At 47.0% G+C, this 20,232-nt stretch carries 15 protein-coding genes and 1 pseudogene; 10 read left to right on the forward strand and 6 right to left on the reverse strand.

All coding sequences use genetic code 11. From position 1 onward, the window contains the following. Window positions 1–38 precede the first annotated feature (38 nt). A pseudogene (locus tag Q0Z62_RS05565) lies at window positions 39–176 on the reverse strand (DNA-binding response regulator); the annotation flags it as partial. Continuing rightward, on the reverse strand, window positions 173–1,936 hold the full coding sequence (locus tag Q0Z62_RS05570) for a PAS domain-containing sensor histidine kinase (RefSeq protein ID WP_269901931.1): 1,764 nt from the start codon (window positions 1,934–1,936) through the stop codon (window positions 173–175). The gene Q0Z62_RS05570 and the pseudogene Q0Z62_RS05565, both read right to left, overlap by 4 nt. Before the next feature lie 269 nt (window positions 1,937–2,205). Between Q0Z62_RS05570 and aceE the strand changes: the two genes are divergently transcribed. From aceE to purF, 7 genes are all read left to right on the forward strand, one after another. Then, window positions 2,206–4,911 carry a pyruvate dehydrogenase (acetyl-transferring), homodimeric type gene (aceE, locus tag Q0Z62_RS05575; protein WP_269901932.1) on the forward strand — a complete coding sequence of 902 codons (2,706 nt, stop codon included), beginning with the start codon at window positions 2,206–2,208 and terminating at the stop codon, window positions 4,909–4,911. Window positions 4,912–4,926: 15 nt separating this feature from the next. Continuing rightward, window positions 4,927–6,609 carry a dihydrolipoyllysine-residue acetyltransferase gene (aceF, locus tag Q0Z62_RS05580; RefSeq protein WP_269901933.1) on the forward strand — a complete coding sequence of 561 codons (1,683 nt, stop codon included), beginning with the start codon at window positions 4,927–4,929 and terminating at the stop codon, window positions 6,607–6,609. Between the two features lie 10 nt (window positions 6,610–6,619). Continuing rightward, on the forward strand, window positions 6,620–8,344 hold the full coding sequence (lpdA, locus tag Q0Z62_RS05585) for a dihydrolipoyl dehydrogenase (RefSeq protein ID WP_298051931.1): 1,725 nt from the start codon (window positions 6,620–6,622) through the stop codon (window positions 8,342–8,344). Between the two features lie 73 nt (window positions 8,345–8,417). After that, window positions 8,418–9,794, forward strand: coding sequence for a bifunctional tetrahydrofolate synthase/dihydrofolate synthase (folC, locus tag Q0Z62_RS05590; protein ID WP_298051935.1), 1,377 nt, complete (start codon window positions 8,418–8,420; stop codon window positions 9,792–9,794). Window positions 9,795–9,866: 72 nt separating this feature from the next. After that, window positions 9,867–10,640, forward strand: a complete 774-nt coding sequence (locus Q0Z62_RS05595) for an SPOR domain-containing protein (protein ID WP_298051939.1) — start codon at window positions 9,867–9,869, stop codon at window positions 10,638–10,640. Then, on the forward strand, window positions 10,637–11,125 hold the full coding sequence (locus Q0Z62_RS05600) for a CvpA family protein (protein WP_269901937.1): 489 nt from the start codon (window positions 10,637–10,639) through the stop codon (window positions 11,123–11,125). The genes Q0Z62_RS05595 and Q0Z62_RS05600 overlap by 4 nt, the downstream gene beginning before the upstream one ends. A gap of 20 nt (window positions 11,126–11,145) precedes the next feature. Then, a complete protein-coding gene (gene purF, locus Q0Z62_RS05605) occupies window positions 11,146–12,600 on the forward strand; it encodes an amidophosphoribosyltransferase (RefSeq protein WP_298051943.1) in 1,455 nt (484 codons plus the stop codon). Window positions 12,601–12,665: 65 nt separating this feature from the next. Here the strand turns inward: purF and Q0Z62_RS05610 are convergent, their stop codons facing one another. From Q0Z62_RS05610 to map, 4 genes are read right to left on the reverse strand one after another with little or no spacing between them, the layout of a single operon-like run. After that, window positions 12,666–13,148, reverse strand: coding sequence for a disulfide bond formation protein B (locus tag Q0Z62_RS05610; RefSeq protein ID WP_298051947.1), 483 nt, complete (start codon window positions 13,146–13,148; stop codon window positions 12,666–12,668). A gap of 11 nt (window positions 13,149–13,159) precedes the next feature. Then, a complete protein-coding gene (locus Q0Z62_RS05615) occupies window positions 13,160–13,876 on the reverse strand; it encodes a MarC family protein (protein ID WP_298051949.1) in 717 nt (238 codons plus the stop codon). Between the two features lie 11 nt (window positions 13,877–13,887). Continuing rightward, window positions 13,888–16,455, reverse strand: coding sequence for a [protein-PII] uridylyltransferase (locus Q0Z62_RS05620; protein ID WP_298051951.1), 2,568 nt, complete (start codon window positions 16,453–16,455; stop codon window positions 13,888–13,890). A gap of 1 nt (window position 16,456) precedes the next feature. Next, window positions 16,457–17,269, reverse strand: coding sequence for a type I methionyl aminopeptidase (gene map, locus Q0Z62_RS05625; protein WP_269901942.1), 813 nt, complete (start codon window positions 17,267–17,269; stop codon window positions 16,457–16,459). A gap of 391 nt (window positions 17,270–17,660) precedes the next feature. On the opposite strand from map, the gene rpsB reads away from it, so the two are divergent. The 3 genes from rpsB to pyrH all read left to right on the forward strand — a co-directional run bounded on the left by rpsB (window position 17,661) and on the right by pyrH (window position 20,220). Further along, window positions 17,661–18,419, forward strand: a complete 759-nt coding sequence (gene rpsB / locus Q0Z62_RS05630) for a 30S ribosomal protein S2 (protein WP_269901943.1) — start codon at window positions 17,661–17,663, stop codon at window positions 18,417–18,419. A 111-nt stretch (window positions 18,420–18,530) separates the two neighbouring features. Then, window positions 18,531–19,403 carry a translation elongation factor Ts gene (gene tsf / locus Q0Z62_RS05635; protein ID WP_298051955.1) on the forward strand — a complete coding sequence of 291 codons (873 nt, stop codon included), beginning with the start codon at window positions 18,531–18,533 and terminating at the stop codon, window positions 19,401–19,403. A gap of 100 nt (window positions 19,404–19,503) precedes the next feature. Next, on the forward strand, window positions 19,504–20,220 hold the full coding sequence (gene pyrH / locus Q0Z62_RS05640) for a UMP kinase (RefSeq protein WP_269901945.1): 717 nt from the start codon (window positions 19,504–19,506) through the stop codon (window positions 20,218–20,220). Window positions 20,221–20,232: the final 12 nt, after the last annotated feature.

Consider the following 20,232-nt stretch of genomic DNA (forward strand, 5'->3'; position numbering starts at 1 on the left):
ACATGGCTTGGTTGATAGAGTCATTGACAGTTTTGGGGAGCCTGTAAGAACTCTTCGGCAGCAGCAAAACATTTAACGCGATATCCATTGGCCTCTAAGAGCCAACGTAGAGAATCACGCACCGCTTCGTCGTCGTCTACTATAAAGATAGTGCAAGGAATTTGGGTACTACTCATGCTTGAATCTCCTCGGAATGAGTGGTTTGACTAATGCGACTTTGAGGTTGCGCACAGGGCAAAGTAAAGCGGAATATGGTGCCCCCATCGGGGTTATCTACAGCCCATAAGCGTCCATGATGGGATTCGATAATGGTGCGGCAAATATTAAGCCCCATACCTAAACCTTCGTTCTTTGTGCTGTAAAAAGGCTCAAAGAGACGTTCGGGGTCTTTTAGACCGTAACCGCGATCTACGACAGCGATTTCTAATAGATTGCCCTCAAGAGGGGTGACGTACACATGTAATATGGGATAGTCACTGTTTTCCATGGCCTCAATTCCGTTTTTAAGTAGATTTAAGAGCACTTGCTCGATCAGTATAGGATCGGCCAAGACATCCGGAATGGGGGTGGGCAGGCTGAGTTCAATCTTGATTTGGCGTTTACGCGCATCAATATCAGCAAAAGCCACTGCATTGTCCAGTATTTTCATAACAGGAACTTGTTGGCGACGTGGCTCGCTGCGTTTGACGAATTCGCGAATACGACTGATGATTTTCCCTGCACGCTCGGCTTGAGCTGCTGCTTTTTCAAGCGCTTCGACCAAGGTGTCAGGGTTGTAACGCCCCGATTTTACCATAGCCACCGCCCCCATGCTGTAGTTGCTGATAGCAGTAAGAGGTTGGTTGAGCTCATGGGCTAAGGATGAGGCCATCTCGCCCATAGTCGTTAAACGGCTGGTGAGTTGGATTTTCTCTTGTTGAACTCTAGAGGCCTCCTCGTGGGTGCGTCGTTCCGTAATATCTCGTGCCACCTGCAGTCTGACACGACGTGCATCCGTCCATGCCAACATACGATGGTGGACTTCGAACCAGCGCTGCGCAGAGAGTGAAAAGGTTTCGACGGTTTCATCTGTAAAACGTCCTAAGCGCCCCCCCATGAGTTCAGAGTGACCATTCGGTTGTGCACCAAAAATTCGGCGATAGGTACGATTAGCAAAGAGAAGCTCTAGCCCCTCGGGGGTGTCAGCCACCACAGAAATGGCATCATCTAAACCCTCTAGTACAGTCATAAAACGCTCGTGCGCAGCAGTTAGGGCTTCGCGGATGCGTTTGGGTTCGGTAATGTCTGTCATAGAGGTCATCCAGCCGATTTGCTCGCCATTGGGGTCGCGTAATGGGGAAACATACATGCGTGCTGTAAACCGTGAGCCATCGCGGCGTTGAGCCTCAACCTCTAGACCTGAGCTAGGGGTGCGCCCAGACATCAGTAGATCTAAAATATCTTGATGCTGTTGGTGACGACCAGGTAACCAATAGGGAAAGGGGGCCGTTCGACCAATGAGGTCGGCCTCGTTCCAGCCGATCATGCGACAAAAGGCGGGGTTGACATACGCAATACGACCATACATATCAAAAACACGCATACCTGTGGACATGGAGTTTTCCATGGCCCGTCTAAAGCCTGTTTCTGCAATGAGAGCGGCTTCGGCATGAGAGCGAAAGCGAGTATAACGCCATAGAGCAAGTAGGCTCACCACAATCACAAAGGAAAGGGCTAGAACTACGAGCAGGAGCCGCTGTTGGCGAATTTCTTGGTCAATAGTGATGAACATCACACTATCATTTTGTAGGCGCTGTAACCAAAAAAAGACGCCCATAACACAAAGATATAACACCAGCACAATGACCGGAGTTAGCCAGTAAACACCACGGCGGCTTTGACGCGCCTGCTCGTAGAAAGTGGTCGGAATGAGCGACTTTTTTGAATGATTAGCCATAACAGTATAAATAAAGCCCAGCTCACATTGTAAGCGGGATTAAAGCTCCTGTGCTACAGGGTTATTCCGCATTATGAAAACTGTTACCATAAAATGAAAATTTGCTTGAGGCTTTTGTTTTTCTTACATAGAATAGATGAAACATAAGCCAAAAAATAACGGCTGATTGTGTTTGCGGTTCGTGCCATCTGACAACCTTTGATCCATGAGTACATCCTGCCCAAACTTGTCAGAGCGGACTTCATATTCATTCACTGGAGACACGCCCTATGTCCTCTCTTGATCAAGTACAAAACTCGGTTAGTTTAGACAACGACGAAGCCTTAGAAACAAAAGAATGGCTAGAGGCGCTAGAAGCTGTATTGGACCGCGAAGGCCCAGCTCGTGCGCACTACCTAATTGAACGTTTAACCGATGTAGCACGTCGCTCCGGTTCACGCATTCCTTATTCCCCCCATACCGCTTACGTTAATACCATCCCGGTTGGCTTAGAGCCCAAATACCCAGGTGATCCGGTACTAGAAGAGCGTATTCGTTCCTATATTCGTTGGAACGCGATGGCAATGGTAGTAAAAGCGAACCAAGAAACCCCCGAAGACGGTGGTGGTTTAGGCGGTCATATTGCTTCATTTGCCTCTTTAGCCACTATGATTGAATGTGGTCAAAACCATTTTTGGAAAGCCGATAATGATGAGCGTGGTGGTGACTTGGTGTATTTCCAAGGTCATACCTCTCCAGGTATGTATGCCCGCGCTTACTTAGAAGGCCGTTTAGATGAGGAGCAGTTAGATAATTTCCGCCAAGAGGTCGATGGCAAAGGCTTATCTTCGTATCCTCACCCTAAACTTATGCCGGATTTTTGGCAGTTTCCGACTGTGTCGATGGGGCTAGGCCCATTGATGGGGATTTACCAAGCGCGTTTCTTAAAATACCTACACGCACGTGGCATTGCAGATACCTCTGGTCGTAAGGTTTGGGTGTTTTTAGGTGATGGCGAGATGGACGAGCCAGAGTCTTTAGGTGCTATCGGCTTGGCCGCACGTGAAAACTTAGACAACTTGATTTTCGTTGTGAACTGTAACTTGCAACGATTAGATGGTCCCGTGCGCGGTAACGGCAAGATCATCCAAGAGCTCGAAGGGGTGTTCCGTGGTGGTGGTTGGAACGTGATCAAGCTCATTTGGGGCGGATACTGGGACCCACTATTGGCCCGAGACAAAGAAGGTATTTTGCGTCAAGTCATGGAAGACACCATTGATGGTGAGTACCAGGCATATAAGGCCAATGATGGCGCCTATGTGCGTGAGAATTTCTTTGGTAAACATCCTAAATTGCTAGAGATGGTCAGTCGCATGAGCGATGAGGATATTTGGCGTCTAAACCGGGGTGGTCATGATCCGTATAAAGTTTATGCGGCGTTTGATTCTGCAACAAAACATACAGGTCAACCTACCGTAATTTTGGCAAAAACCATTAAAGGGTATGGGATGGGCCATGTAGGCCAAGCCAAAAACCCAAGTCATCAACAGAAAAGTCTAGACGTAGAGTCCTTACGTGGATTCCGTGATCGCTTTAATATTCCTATTCCTGATGATCGCTTGGCTGAAGTTCCTTACTTTAAGCCAGCTGCAGACTCACCAGAAATGAAATATCTGCACGAACACCGCCAAGCATTAGGCGGCTACCTGCCTAAGCGCCGTACTAAAGCGGATGAGCATTTAGCGACGCCTCCTTTGGATGTATTTAAAGCTACCCTAGAACCCACAGTAGAAGGCCGAGAAATCTCCACCACGCAGGCTTTTGTTCGTGTGTTGAATCAGCTGTTACGTGATAAACAGTTAGGTCCACGTGTTGTGCCTATTTTGGCTGATGAGTCTCGCACTTTTGGTATGGAAGGCTTGTTCCGTCAAATCGGTATTTATGCTCCAGACGGCCAGAAATATACCCCAGTAGATAAAGACCAAGTGATGTACTACCGTGAGGTTGAAAACGGTCAGCTACTCCAAGAAGGGATTAACGAGTTAGGCGCATTTAGCTCTTGGATTGCGGCGGCAACGTCTTACTCCAGCAATAATCGCATTATGATTCCGTTCTTCATCTACTACTCCATGTTTGGATTCCAACGCTTTGGTGACTTAGCGTGGGCGGCGGGTGATATGCAAGCGCGTGGCTTTGTTTTAGGTGGTACAGCGGGCCGCACAACCCTAAATGGCGAAGGCTTGCAGCATGAGGATGGGCAAAGTCATATCCAAGCGTCTGTGATTCCGAACTGCGTGTCTTATGATCCTACTTTTGCGCATGAGGTCACTGTGATCTTGCGTGATGGGTTGTATCGCATGGCAGAAAAGCAAGAGGACGTGTATTTTTACCTGACCCTGATGAATGAAAACTATGCACACCCTGGCCTTAATAAAGGTGATGAAGAGGGCATTTTGCGTGGTATGTACAAATTTAAATCAGTCGATGGCGAGCACCGTGTACAGCTAATGGGCTCAGGCACAATCTTGCGTGAAGTCATTGCCGCTCAAGATTTATTGCAAAAAGACTGGGGTATTGGCTCTGATGTTTGGAGTGCAACTAGCTTTACGGAGCTACGTCGTGAGGGTCTGGATTGCGAGCGCTATGCGTTGTTGAATCCTAAAGATGCGAATGCTCCTAAACCTTATGTGACAACACAACTAGAGCAAACTACCGGTCCAATTATTGCTTCTACAGATTACGTCAAAGCCTTTGCTGATCAGATTCGGGCTTTTATCCCTGAAAATCGCACTTACCGTGTATTGGGTACTGATGGTTACGGTCGTTCAGATTTCCGTTCTAAACTACGCTCCCATTTCGAGGTAGATCGCTACTTTGTGACATTAAGTGCACTGAGAGCTTTGGCTGATGAAGGTAAGATCAGTATGGATAAAGTGGTTGAGGCCATGGAAAAGTATGGCATTAGTGCTAACAAACCTAATCCTCATCACGTTTAATTAAGGGGGAAAGTCATGAGTGAATTAATTCAAGTCATTGTCCCGGATATCGGTAGTGATGAAGATGTAGATGTTATCGAGATCCTTGTTAACGAGGGCGATACCATTGCCGTTGAGGATAGTTTGATCACGGTTGAGTCGGATAAGGCTTCAATGGAAATTCCAGCCTCTCATGCTGGGGTGGTGAAATCAATTAAAGTAAAGCTGGGCGATAAAGTACGTCAAGGCTCAGTAATTCTAGAGATTGAAGCTGCCGGTCAAACCGAGGCAGCTCCTGCTCCCGTTGCCGAAAAAGCCAAAGAAGATGTGGCTGCACCTGCTCCCAAAGAAGCGGTGGCAGAGACTGCGACACAAACGATTACAGTGCGTGTGCCAGACATTGGTGATGCCCATGATGTAGATGTGATTGAGGTGCTTATCAAAGAGGGCGATACGATTGAGCAAGAACAAAGCTTGATTACGCTAGAAACAGATAAAGCCTCGATGGAAGTCCCTTCTAGTCATGCGGGTGTTGTACAGCGCGTCGCGGTAAAAGTCGGCGATAAGGTTTCACAAGGCTCAGATATTCTTGAGCTAACGATTGCGGGGGCAGGGGCTTCGGCTCCAGCTAAGGCGGCTTCTACAGAAACGGCACCCGCTGTCACTATCGAAGAACCCAAAGCCGCTCCATCGGTGATTAGTGCGCCTGCTGGTGTTATGGCTTCTGACTCACCTAAACGCGAGTCGCCAACTTCCTCCTTTGCTGATGCAAATGTACCATTGCGTAATTTGCCTCATGCTTCCCCCTCTGTGCGTAAATTTGCACGTGAGTTAGGGGTGGACCTGCACTTAGTAACAGGTTCAGGCAGCAAAGGGCGCATTACCCCAGATGACGTACGGCAGTTTGTTAAACAGGCGTTAGCAGGTGGAACGGTTGGGGGCGCAGCACCAACAGCTGGCGTAACGAGCATATCGGGTGATTTCCAGGTTTTACCTTGGCCTAAAGTTGATTTCTCTCGCTTTGGAGAAGTTGAGACGCAGCCTCTATCACGGATTAAGAAAATTTCTGGTGCTAACCTGCATCGAAACTGGGTCATGATTCCCCATGTGACCAATAACGATCTTGCTGATATTACCGAGCTAGAGTCTTTCCGAAAACAGGTGAATGAAGAGGGTAAAAAATCAGGAAATGATGCGCGCTTAACGATGTTAGCCTTTTTGATTAAAGCTGCTGTTGCTGCATTGAAAAAATTCCCTGAATTTAATGCGTCGTTGGATGGTGATAATCTAGTATTGAAAAAATACTACAACATTGGTTTTGCGGCCGATACACCAAATGGCTTAGTCGTACCAGTCATCAAAGATGCCGATAAAAAAGGTATTTTAGAGATTGCCAAAGAGACGGGTGAACTTGCCGCTTTGGCGCGTGATGGCAAATTATCAGCCGCACAAATGCAAGGTGGTTGTTTTACGATTTCCTCTTTAGGTGGTATAGGTGGGACAGACTTTACTCCTATTATCAATGCCCCTGAGGTTGCTATCTTAGGTGTGTCTCGCTCTACGATGCAGCCTGTTTGGAATGGCAACGATTTCGTGCCACGCTTAATGCTGCCACTTTCGTTGTCGTATGACCACCGGGTTATTGATGGAGCATCTGGCGCACGATTTAATGCCTTCTTGGGTCAATTGCTTGCAGACTTCCGTCGCATTAGCCTTTAAGGAGTAATCGATGAGTACACAAGATATTCTTATTCCTAATATTGGTGATTTTGACGGCGTGGATGTGATCGAAGTCTTGGTCAGTCCAGGCGATACTATCAATGTGGAGCAGAGCCTAATCACCGTGGAGTCTGATAAAGCCTCTATGGAAATCCCCTCTTCGCACGCAGGTGTGGTGAAAGAGGTATTGGTGAAGGTAGGTGATACCGTAGCCGAAGGGACAGTGATTGTGCGGGTGGAAACCTCCACCTCTACGCCAGTAGCTGCTGCGGAAAAAAAGGCGAAACCTCAACAGACAGCATCTACTGCTACGACGGCAACAGCAGATGGCACGTATGATGTATTGGTACTTGGCTCTGGTCCGGGTGGCTATTCTGCCGCTTTCCGTGCGGCAGATTTAGGCCTAAAAGTGGTGCTGGTAGAGCGTTATCTAACTTTGGGGGGGGTATGTCTAAATGTAGGATGTATCCCATCTAAAGCACTATTGCATACCGTCGGTGTTTACGAAGCGGCTAAAGAGCTAGCTGACCAAGGTATCCAGTTTGGTGAGGCCACAATTGATATCAATAAATTACGCGATTACAAAGATGGCGTAATTGGGAAATTGACTAAGGGCTTGGCGGGCATGGCCAAGGCACGGAATGTCGAGGTTATTACGGGCACTGGACGCTTTTTAGGCCCTAATCAACTGCAGGTTGAAAATGTAGCTGGCACAATGACTATTGATTTTAAATCTGCCATTATTGCCGCAGGTAGTCAATCTGTTAAATTGCCCTTTCTTCCCGAAGATCCCCGTATTGTTGACTCTACAGGTGCATTGCAGCTGAAATCCGTGCCAGAAAAAATGCTTATCATTGGTGGTGGCATTATTGGCTTAGAGATGGGTACGGTGTACTCGGGATTAGGCGCGCGTTTAGATGTGGTTGAGATGCAGTCAGGTCTCATGCAAGGTGCTGACCGTGATTTAGTACGTGTATGGCAAAACATGAATAAACCGCGTTTTGATAACATTATGTTAAACACCAAAACGGTGGCTGCTGAGGCAAAAGAAGATGGTATCTGGGTTACTTTCGAGGGCCCAGGAGCACCAGCAGAGCCGCAGCGTTACGACTTAGTGTTGCAAGCCGTAGGGCGTACACCTAATGGTAAAAAAATAGGTGCAGAAAATGCGGGAGTACGTGTAGATGAGCGCGGCTTTATTGCTGTTGATAATCAGATGCGGACTAACGTGGCACATATTTATGCGATTGGTGACATTGTGGGCCAACCCATGCTGGCACATAAAGCGGTTCACGAGGGCCATGTGGCTGCCGAGGTCATTGCGGGTGAGAAATCATTTTTCGATGCTCGGGTAATTCCCTCTGTGGCCTACACAGACCCAGAGGTTGCCTGGGTTGGGTTGACCGAAGAAGACGCAAAAGCACAGGGTATAGCGATTGAAAAAGGGTTATTCCCGTGGCAAGCCTCAGGTCGAGCTATAGCCAATAATCGAGACGAGGGCTTCACAAAGCTACTGTTTGATGCGGAAACTAAACGCATTTTAGGTGGTGGTATTGTAGGAGTTGGGGCTGGAGACTTGATTAGTGAGATTGTCTTGGCGATAGAAATGGGGGCGGATCAGGTGGATATTGCAAGAACTATTCATCCGCATCCTACTTTGGGAGAATCAGTGGGGATGGCTGCCGCCGCCTCATTGGGCGCATGTACAGACATTCCTCCGGCGCGACGTAAATAGTCGTTAGACTGTTTAATAATAGGCGGTAGGTGCTATTATTAGCGCCTACCGCTTTTTTTGTTTATGAGACATTATGCATAGTTCCGTTTTAGATCAGCACAGCTCGTTAGCACATTGGTTAACGCACCTAGAGACGCTACACCCGCAAACCATCGATATGGGGTTGGCTCGTATCAGTGCGGTAGCAGATCGTTTGCAGTTAAAAGAGAACTCAGCACTTAAAATTGTGGTGGGGGGTACGAACGGAAAGGGCTCAACCTGCGCCATGCTAGAGGCTATTTTATTAGCCGCTGGTTATAAAGTAGGGCTATATACATCGCCACATTTGCTTCGTTATAACGAGCGAATTCGTATCAATGGGCACGATGCGTCAGATGAAACGATTGTGCGTCAGTTTGTTCAAATTGATCAGGCCCGAGCTGATAATAGCTTGAGTTATTTTGAGTTCTCTACACTGGCTGCGTTATGTGCCTTCCAAGAGGCTAACTTGGATGTAATGATTTTTGAGGTGGGTCTAGGTGGTCGCTTGGATGCGGTCAATATCATAGATGCGGATTGCAGCATTATTACCAGTGTAGATATTGATCATGTTGAATACTTAGGCGATGATCGAGAGCATATTGCTTGGGAAAAAGCGCATATTTTCCGCCCTGGTAAGCCCGCCATTTGTGCAGACCCAATTCCTCCCCAGAAAATCAAAAGTTATGCCGATGAAATAGGCGCTGATTTATGGCAGTTTGGCGTAGATTTTAATTATTCAGGTGATGCACAACAATGGGCATTTGCCGGCAGAGATCATCGCCGTGCTGCGTTGGCGTATCCAGGTCTGAGAGGGGTTAATCAGTTGCTGAATGCCTCTGCCGCTTTAGCTGCTCTCGAAGCCTTGCGCATGAAACTGATCGTTCCTGCTAGTTCAGTCCGAGAGGGGCTATTGCGTGCTTCCGTACCTGGGCGTATGCAGATATTGCCAGGTCAGCCAACTGTTATATTGGATGTGGCGCATAATCCTCATGCGGCGGGTGCTTTAGCCCAAAATCTACAACAAATGCCGATGACTCCAAACAGTAAAACCTATGCAGTGGTTGGTATGTTTAAAGATAAAGATGTTAGTGCGGTATTGGCTCGATTAATTAATCAGGTGGATGTCTGGCTATGTGCTGACCTAAAAGGCCCTAGAGCGCTCAGTGGCAACGAACTGTCAGAATTAGTTAATAAAACCTTACTACTAGAGCAAAAGCCGGATAATAGTACTGATGCTGTCGTATCTGCACCTACTGTACGCGTGCACCAGCCTTTAGTTGAGGCGGCTAAAGTACAAGTGCTGGTATTTGATGATTTGGTGCAAGCCTTTGTAAAAGCTCAGGCTTTGGCCACAGATGATGATAGAATTTTGGTATTCGGTTCTTTTTTTGCTGTTGGACCCGTTTTATCGCATTTAGGTCGTTTATAAGCCTCTAAGCATAAATAAAAGGGTTTGTTTTGTACCTTAACGTAATTAGTTTTGTTTAAATAGGTTTTACACATGGGACTGTTTTCACGCAAAGAGACTACGACCGCTAAAAGCAGTCGGCCCTCTAGCGACGATCAATTAGTAGAGATGCGCAACAAGGCGCGCCGTCGTTTAATTGGTGCGGTAGTGTTGGTATTAGCCGCGATCGTCCTGATCCCCGTGCTATTAACTGATAGTACGCCTAATGAACCAGATCAACTGGTAACCGTGATTCCTTCCATTATTCCTCCTTCCGAGGAACAATATCGTCTTGCTGAAAGTTTAGAGCAGCCTGTATTTAATAATAATGTTGTTGAAAACACCGAAGATCCAGGTTTAATTGAGCCCACGCCATCTGTGGTAGCCGTGACGCCGCCACCTCCTCCTCCAGCGGTGGTAAATCAAACTCCAGAACCAAAGCCCGAGCCAAAGCCTAAACCCGAACCAAAGCCCGAGCCAAAACCAAAACCCACTCCTCCGCAGACTCGTACGGATGATGGTGCCGTAGCACTGGCCCTACTAGAGGGTCGTACTCCACCGCCTAGAACAACCTCTGCCGCGGCCGCACAGCAAGGCTCTTTTATTGTACAAGCGGGTGCTTACTCCTCGCAAAGCGATGCCGATGCACGTCGAGGGCGGTTGGTTTCTGCTGGGGTCTCAAACGCCTATGTAGAAAGCGCTGTTGTATCGGGTAAATCGGCCTATAGATTGCGTGTGGGGCCCTTTCCTAGTCGTCAAGCAGCGCAGGCTGCTCAAGCCAGATTACGCTCTTTGGGTTACGAAAATAGCTTTATTTCCGGCAAGTGAGTAGTTTTGACTATCTTATCCTAGCTATCTTAGGGGCATCAGGGTTATTAGGCTTTGCTAGAGGTCTAATGAAAGAGCTGATGTCCTTGGTGGCTTATGTGGCGGCCTTTGTAGCCGCTATCTGGTGGGGCCCCTATGCGGCTATGTGGTTGGATGGCTGGGTCGAGAGTAGCTTATTGCGTTCTGCCATTGCCTATGCGCTTACTTTTGTAGGGGTGCTATTAGGTATAGGCTTAATTAATATGGTGCTAAGCGCCTTAATTGAGCACACAGGTCTTAGCCCTGCTGATCATGGGTTGGGCATGGCTTTTGGTCTGATGCGAGGCGTGGTTTTTATCCTGATTTTGGTTATCGTTGCGGGCTACACACAGATACCCGCTGAGCCATGGTGGCAAGAATCTAGCTTTGCAAAAACTGCCATTGATGCCGTAATCGGTATAAAATCATACTTGCCACCCCATGTGGCATCGTGGTTACCTTATTAATACATTATGGATTACACATTATGTCAGGAGTAGTAGGTGTCGTAGGTCGTGGGCCAGTAAATCAATTAATTTACGATAGTTTGTTGCTTTTACAGCACCGCGGTCAGGACGCAGCAGGAATCACTACCTACAACGATTATTTTTTTCATACGCATCGCGGGCCAGGTTTAGTTCGAGATGTGTTTCGCACCCGAAATATGCGTAGTCTTCTTGGTAATAGTGGCGTGGGCCACGTTCGTTACCCAACGACAGATAGCGCAGAAAATGCCGATGAGGTGCAGCCTTTTTACGTAAATGCGCCTTTCGGTATTAGTTTTGTTCATAATGGCAACCTAAGTAACTGGCGTCAGTTACGCCAAGAACTCTTTAGTATTGACCGCCGTCACATCAATACCAACTCAGACTCCGAAGTTCTTCTTAATGTGTTTGCTCATGAATTACAGCGTGCAGCAAATGGAGGGGACTTAACGGCGGACATTATCTTTGAGGCAGTCAAAGCGGTGCATCATCGTGCTAAGGGTGCTTATGCCGTGATTGCGCAAATTGCTCATTACGGCTTAATTGCCTTTAGAGATCCTGATGGTATTCGACCTTTGTGTTTAGGTAGCCACTCAACGCCAGAGGGTAAAGAGTGGATGGTTGCCTCTGAGTCTGTGGCTATTACCGGATGTGGTTTTCAATTAGAGCGTGATGTGGCCCCAGGTGAGGCCATTTTTATTGACCTAAATGGACAACTACAGAGTTTGCAATGCGCTGAAAAAACGCAATTATCTCCCTGTGTGTTTGAGTATGTCTATTTTGCGCGTCCTGACTCTACGATTGATGGTGTGTCTGTCTATGACGCGCGCCTAAAAATGGGTGAGTATTTAGGCGCAAAACTAGCAAAAAACTTGCGTTTAGCTGATATTGATGTGGTGATGCCTATTCCTGACTCATCTCGTCCTTCAGCTATGCAATTAGCCGCTCAGCTGAATTTAAACTACCGGGAAGGTTTTATTAAAAATCGCTATATTGGTCGCACGTTTATTATGCCAGGCCAAGCGGTACGCAAAAAATCGGTGCGTCAAAAACTGAGTGCAATTCCGATGGAGTTTAAAGGTAAAAATGTACTGCTGGTTGATGACTCGATAGTGCGTGGTACGACCAGTCGTGAAATTGTAGAGATGGCTCGGTCGGCAGGGGCTAAAAAAGTCTTTTTTGCTTCTGCCGCACCTGCGGTGCGTTATCCAAATGTATATGGTATTGATATGCCTTTGCGCACCGAGTTAATTGCTTATAACAAAACCACCGAAGAGGTAGCTAAGGAGATCGGTGTTGATGGATTGATCTATCAAGACTTAGCTGATCTAGAGCAAGCTTTACGTGATTTGAATCCTTCTTTTGATCGATTTGAATCGTCTTGTTTTAATGGGGATTATGTTACAGGTGATATTAGCCTTGAGGACTTGGATCTTTTAGAGCAGGAACGCAGTTAAATCGTAAATGCATAAAAAGAGCCGGCTGTGGTATTGCAGTCGGCTCTTTTTGTATGGTCTTTGTTTTATTTGACGGGTTTAAAAAATAAAGCGATCAGATTAAGTAGGCCAATAAATATAAAAAAGAGCAAGGCCCATACGGCATAGTCTATGCCTAATAATGATGCGGCGGCATCCATACAAGAGGCGTAAATGCCAAAAAGCCATGGAATCGATGACTCTAGGCCGCTTTTTGTCATGACCTGATCGGCAAAGGTCATGTCGCAGGAAAAGAGCTTTGCTGCTACTGTATATTGATACCAGGCAGATAGGGCGCCGCCCATTGCTAAACCCATAATAAAAAGCCTGGAGATAAAGGCAAGCCAGACGGTTTTGTAATGCATGGCTACATAGCCCAGCAGGGAGATCAGGGCAATGCCAAGTAAAATAAGACGTTGGAATACGCACCAAGCACAGGGGCGTAGCCCAAAAATATGCTGTGACACCAGAGCGAATGCCAAAGAAAACAGGCACAGTACAGCGCTATACAAGAAAAAACGTTGTTGCATACACAGCTATCCTAAAAGAAATAATACGAAGCCACTCTAGCCGCTGCCTCGACCAATAAGCTGATGGTTAGTTCTGAGAGGCCATCCCATACAATTTGTACACCTAAGCACAGAAGAATAAAAGCAGAGAGACGCATGACCACGGCAGTACCATTGCTCCCTAAGCGATATAAAAACTGTGAGGCAAAGCGTAAACACAAATACACAATAAAACAGGCCATGGCAACGGCTGGGATTGCGCCAGCTAATTTGGTTGCGCCTACAGCTGCACTGCTATCGTGTAAGGTAGCACCTACGGTTAAGGCAGCGGATAATGAACCTGGGCCACAGAGCATGGGAAAAGTCAGTGGATAGAAGGCTTTAGAGCGTACCTGCTCCCATGAGTACGATTCAGCCATGTCTTGGGCTTGTTCGGCGTCAAAGTCAGAGGCGCTAACCAAACGCCAAGCTGTAGCGATGACGAGTAAACCCCCGCCTATGCGAATGATAGGCAGTGAGATCCCGAAAAAGTTCAAAACCACATGGCCTGCCACCATCGCAACAGTAAGCATAATAAAAATATTGATAGCGACTTTTTTGGAGAGTCGCGAGCGTGCTGTGGAGCTAGCCCCTTCGGTTAGGGTAAGAAAGATCGGTGCTGCAGCCGGTGGGTTGAGCATGGGTAAGAGCGTCGCAATAGTAAATAAAAAGCTGCGGCTGAAATCAAAAAATAAAGAGGAAGCGTCCATGATGCCTAAGGCTAGAGGGCAGCGCGTAGTGCGCGCTCGAATTGTTTATAAAATGCGGTGTGGTGGAGATCATCGCTTTGGATGACAAAGGTGTCTTCGACACGTTCGCCTAGAGTCATAATTTTAGCGGATTTTACGTTAATTTGCTGCGCTGCAAAAACTTGAGCAATACTATAAAGTAATCCTTTTCTATCCGCACAAACAATCGATATTTTCCATTTTTGAGCCTCTCTCATGGCGTGGATGTCTACGGTGGGAGCAATAGGAAAGACACGTGCTCGTCTAGATTGAGGATGAATGAAATAGCGAGTGCTGTCTAAGCATTCAATGGTGGGGCTTTGCAAAAACTGAGTGAGTGAGGTAGAGAGCTCCTGAGCGTACTTCTGCGTGTATTTTTGATGTTTGGCTAATAGTAAAACAAAGCTATCTAAGGCCCAGCCATGGTTTGTGGTGTAGATGCGAGCATCTTGAATACTTAATTGGTGCAGATCAAAAAACGCGCAAATATGCATAAATAGATCATCACGATCGGGGGTGTAGATCATGAGTTGTATGGTCTCCCCCCCTCGACCGACTTGACGCGTTTCAACGACGGGGTCGGGGTGTAGTAGTGCTTTATGTAAGGCTTGACCATGCCACGCAATTTCATCACTTTCGTGACGTAAAAAATAACTGATGTCTAATATCGACCACAGGTTTTCTATATCTGAAGAGGCAATGCCTTTGGCCAGTAGCTGGGCCAAGGCAGTTGCTTTGCGTTGAGCTAAGACCGCAGAGGCATCCTGATTGCTGCCCTGAAGAGCGCGTAGGCTGAGTTGGTATAGGTTGGCCAGTAGTTTGGCTTTCCAGGAGTTCCAGATATTGGGATTGGTGCCCTTAATATCTGCCACTGTTAGTAAGTATAAAGCGGCAAGACGCCTGGGGGTGCTGACATGGCAGGAAAAGTCATGGATAACTTGAGGGTCGCTGATGTCACGTTTTTGTGCCACGGTAGACATACTAAGGTGGTCGTAAACTAAAAAAACCACCAGCTCTGTGTCCTCGGGGCTGAGCTGATGTCGCTGGCAAAAGGCAAGAGCATCTTGAGCACCTAGTTCGGCGTGGTTGCCGCCTCGGCCCTTGGCGATATCATGAAATAAGGCAGCGATATAAAGAATCCACGGTCGCTCAAATTCGTCCATTAGTTGGGAGGCCAACGGATGTTCGTCGGCATACTCCGCCATCGTAAAGCGACGTAGATTTCTGATCACCATTAAGGTGTGTTGGTCTACGGTATAGACATGGAATAGATCATGCTGCATTTGTCCAACGATATGCCTAAATTCAGGAATGTAGCGGGGCAAAATATTGAGCATATTTAATTGCCGTAAGCTGTGCAATACCCCTCTGGGTTGCTCTAGAATTTGCATAAATAGTCGTTGGTTGATCGGATTATCTCGGAATTTCTGGTCTACTAAACGTCGCGAATGCCAGAGGGCACGTAAAGTTTGTGCGCTGAGGTTGTGTAGATCGGCACGCTGTTGCAAAAGTAAAAAAGTTTGTAACAGTAAATGGGGCTTTTCTTGCAAAGCCTGTGGCTGACGCAAGTGTAGGCGTTGATTGCGTACCTCAAAATAGTCGTCAATAGCCTGACGCTGGGCAATGGGTGGCGCGTAGAGGATTTCTTCTAGGCTTTGCATCAATATGGTATTCATTTGATGCACAGTACGAGCCGCCCAATAATAGCGCTGCATGAGCTGTTCACTGGCGCGCTGTTTATTGCTGCAGTCAAAGCCGTAAATAGCGGCTAGCTCGGGTTGATAGTCAAAAAGAACCCGATCCTCAGCTCGGCCTGTTAATAAGTGCAGCTCTATACGTAATCGCATAAATGCTTGGCTGGCACGAGTTAGGGCTCGTAGCTCAGCAGGGCTAAGTAGATCGGCCTGAGCGATTTCCTGCCAGCTGTCTCCTAGTCCTGATGCATTGGCTAACCAGAGTAAGACCTGTAGGTCACGTAATGCGCCAGGGGATTCTTTGCAGTTTGGTTCTAGAGCGTATGGCGTATTTTGGTATTGTTGATGTCGTCGTCGCATTTCAGCTTGTTTAGCTTGAAAGAAACTGAGCACATCCACATGTTGTTCCAATTGCTCCTGGAGATCATCAAATAAGGGGAGAGCACCAGCTATAAAGCGAGCTTCGAGTTGGGCGGTCTGTGTGGCGATATCCGCCTCTGCGGCTTCTATGCACTGAGCGATGGTGCGCACACTTGTAGCGGCTTTTATGCCTACATCCCAGAGCGCAGCAATAAATGACTCGATGGCAAAGGTATCGTCTGCATTGGGAGACCGTGCTAGTAATATAAGTATATCTACATCGGAGTGGGGGTAAAGCTCTTGGCGACCATAGCCACCTACTGCCACTAAAGCCGTATCAGAGGGTAGGGGTAGCAAAGCCAGTAGTTGTGTTAGAGATTGATCTGTAGCTGTACTGAGGCGACGTAATAGATGCTCAGACCTAGGTTGTGCTCTAAAACGAGCTATGGCTTTTTGCCGTTGTCGTTGTAGGCGTCTTTTTAATAAAGGTAGGTCTGAGCGAATCATATTAGCGCTGGTAGCCTGTGGCAAACTCCGGAGGGGTGGGCATCCCAGGAGAAACGGTTAAGACTTCGTAGCCAGTATCCGTAACTAAAATTGTATGCTCCCACTGAGCAGAAAGACTACGGTCACGAGTGACTACAGTCCATTGGTCAGGCAAAAGCTTTAAGTCGCGCTTACCGGCGTTAATCATAGGCTCAATCGTAAAGATCATGCCGGCTTTGAGTTTCATGCCCGTACCCGGTTTACCGTAGTGTACGACTTGAGGGTCTTGATGAAACACTTGGCCTATCCCATGACCGCAGTATTCGCGCACCACTGAGTAGTTGTGTTTTTCAGCGTGTTGCTGGATAGCATGACCAATATCACCTAAGGTCGCACCTGGTTTGACTTGTTCTATACCTAGCCACATGCACTCGTAAGTGACCTCGGTGAGACGACGGGCGAGAATGGAGGGCTCGCCGATGTAAAACATGCGGCTTGTGTCGCCAAACCAACCGTCTTTAATAACGGTGACGTCTAGGTTAATAATATCGCCATTCTTTAGTTTTTTATCACTGGGTATGCCATGACAAATAACATGGTTTACAGAGGTGCAAACAGAGCCAGGGTAGGGCGGGTGTCCCGGTGGCGCATAGCCCACAGTGGCTGACTCTACGTGTAATACATCACGAATATAATCTTTACACAGTTGATCAATTTCAGCGGTGGTCACACCCGCTTTTACAAAGGGGGTTAAATAGTCAAGGGTTTGGGCAGCGGCTTGGCAGGCTGCACGCATTTTATCTAAATCGATGGGATCGGTAACTAGTTTGCTCATAATAGCTTGAGTTTAATGGTAAAAGAGTAATATAATTATGGGCTATCGTAAGTCATTAGGTGCATCTATGCAAAATGGCAGGATAGTTGCTAATAGCAAGCTGCCTACATATTGCGAGCTAACCGGATGGCTTAGGTGAACTGCATACAGCTAAAATGTATTAGCTCGTATCTTTTGTAGTCTGACCGTAGCCCCACTCAATTAGTGTAATACTTTGAACGTGTTGGTGCCTTACTTTTTAAAAGCTAAGATCGGCTCAGACTTCATCTACTTAATTAAATTGTAGTAAATCGCGCCCCTAGTCGTCTCAGGGTGTCTGGAATTACAGTGCTGCTGTAATCCTTACTGGATACTGGCTAGGTGCAAGAACTAACCCTTGGAGAAAAAACTCATGTCTTTAATGCGTGAAATGCTAGAGGCCGGCGTACACTTTGGCCACCAAACTCGTTTCTGGAACCCAAAAATGGAACAATACATTTTTGGTCAGCGCAACCGTATCCATATCATCAACTTGGAAAAAACCGTTGTGCAGTTTGTTGAAGCCCAAAAATACCTGAGCGATCTAGCTGCGCGTGGTGGTAACATTTTATTTGTAGGCACAAAACGTGCTGCTCGTGAAATCGTTGCTGCTGAGGCCGCTCGTTGTGGCATGCCTTACGTAGACAGCCGTTGGTTGGGTGGCATGATGACCAACTTTAAAACCGTTAAAGCTTCCATTAAGCGTCTAAAAGACATGGAAGTTCAGCTTGCTGATGGCGCCTTAGAACGCATGACCAAAAAAGAAGGTCTATTGTTCGAGCGTGAAATGGAAAAATTGAACAAATCCATTGGCGGTATTAAAGACATGGCTAAACTACCCGATGCATTATTTGTCATCGACGTTGGTTACCATAAAATTGCTGTTGCTGAAGCACAAACTCTAGGTATTCCTGTAGTAGCTGTGGTTGATACTAACCACGCTCCTGATGGCGTAACTAAAGTTATTCCTGGTAATGATGACTCTGCTAAAGCAATTGCTTTATACGCACGTGGTATGGCTGATGCCGTTCTACAAGGTCGCAACAAAGCCCTAAACGGCCTAGTTGAAGAAATCCGCGGCGAAGAGGAATTCGTCGAGGTTGACGCTGCTGAACAAGCTAGCGAAGAGTAATCCCTATTTCTTAGGGGGCAGGCGCTAAAGCCCACACCGTTTTAGCGCTCTATAGATTTCATACTTGCCCCAGTTTTACCTGGGGCATGTTTTACTGATTTGGAGAAAATCGTGGCTCAAATTACAGCATCGATGGTTAAAGAACTGCGCGAGAAAACTGACGCTCCTATGATGGAGTGCAAAAACGCCTTGGTTGAAGCCGACGGCGATATGGCTCGTGCTGAAGAACTATTGCGCGTTAAACTAGGCAGCAAAGCTAGCAAAGCCGCTTCACGCATTACAGCTGAAGGTTTGGTCAATGTTTACATCGCTGATGATGCTAAAACAGGCTCTATTGTTGAAGTTAACTGTGAAACAGACTTCGTTGCTAAAAACGATGACTTCATTGCTTTCGTAGACGATATTGCTAAGTTAATCGCTGATAAAAATCCAGCCGATGCCACCGCTTTAGGCGAACTTGCTTTCCGTGATGGTACCGTTGAAAGCGTACGCGCTGCATTGATTGGTAAAATTGGTGAAAACATCAGCGTCCGTCGTTTCCAACGTTTCGTTACAGATAACAAGCTTGCTCAGTACGTACACGGTGGTAAAATCAGCGTAATCGTTGATTTTGCTGGTGACGATGAAGTCGGTAAAGACGTAGCGATGCACGTTGCTGCGATGAAACCAAAAGCACTATCTGCTGATCAGGTTCCTGCTGCTGATATCGAAACCGAACGCTCTGTGGCTGCTCAAAAAGCAGCTGAATCCGGTAAGCCTGCTAATATCGTTGAAAAAATGGTCGAAGGCGCAGTTAACAAGTACCTAAAAGAAGTTACTTTGTTATCCCAGCCTTTCGTTAAAAACGACAAGCAAAGCATCGAGCAAATGTTAAAAGAAAACAATGCTTCTGTTGCTGCTTACGCCATCTATGTGGTTGGTGAGGGTATTGAGCGTCGCAACGAAGACTTTGCTGCTGAGGTTGCCGCTGTAACTGGTGCCTAAGTCGCTGCTTATATAAACAAAGCGCAGGTGTGTTGTCATCATAGACAGCACCTTGCGCTCTGTTTTATCTGTCATTGTTCTCATTCTCGGAATTTCTGTCATGAACACCCCCTTATATAAGCGCGTTTTGCTTAAACTGTCTGGCGAAGCGCTCATGGGCGAAGACGCCTTTGGAATTAACCGCGCAACGATTATGCGTATGACTGAAGAAATATCCGAAGTCGCTAAATTAGGTGTTCAAGTCGCAATCGTTATTGGTGGTGGTAATATTTTCCGCGGTATTGCTGCAGGTGCCCAAGGTATGGATCGTGCTACAGCCGATTACATGGGTATGATGGCTACCGTCATGAATGCGCTCGCCTTACAAGATGCACTGAAAAATCGTGGTTTAGATGCACGTGTACAATCAGCCTTAAATATTGAACAGGTAGTAGAGCCGTATATTCGACCTAAGGCCTTACGTTACCTCGAAGAAGGTAAAGTGGTTGTGTTTGCTGCAGGTACAGGAAACCCGTTTTTTACTACAGATACTGCTGCAGCATTGCGTGGTGCAGAGGTTGGTGCTGAGATTGTACTAAAAGCGACTAAAGTTGATGGTATTTACAGCGCAGATCCAAATAAAGATCCTGGTGCCACACGTTATGCCCGCATTAGTTTTGATGAGGCTATTGTGCGTCGCCTAGAGGTCATGGATGCCACGGCTTTTGCTCTATGTCGCGATCAGAAACTACCCATTAAAGTTTTCTCTATTAACAAGCCGGGAGCATTAACTCGTGCCGTGTGTGGCGAAGACGAAGGCACATTAGTGCACGTTTAATATAGGAATAGT

The sequence above is a fragment of the uncultured Paenalcaligenes sp. genome, from assembly GCF_947630565.1.
GTDB classification, from domain to species: Bacteria; Pseudomonadota; Gammaproteobacteria; order Burkholderiales; family Burkholderiaceae_B; genus Paenalcaligenes; species Paenalcaligenes faecalis.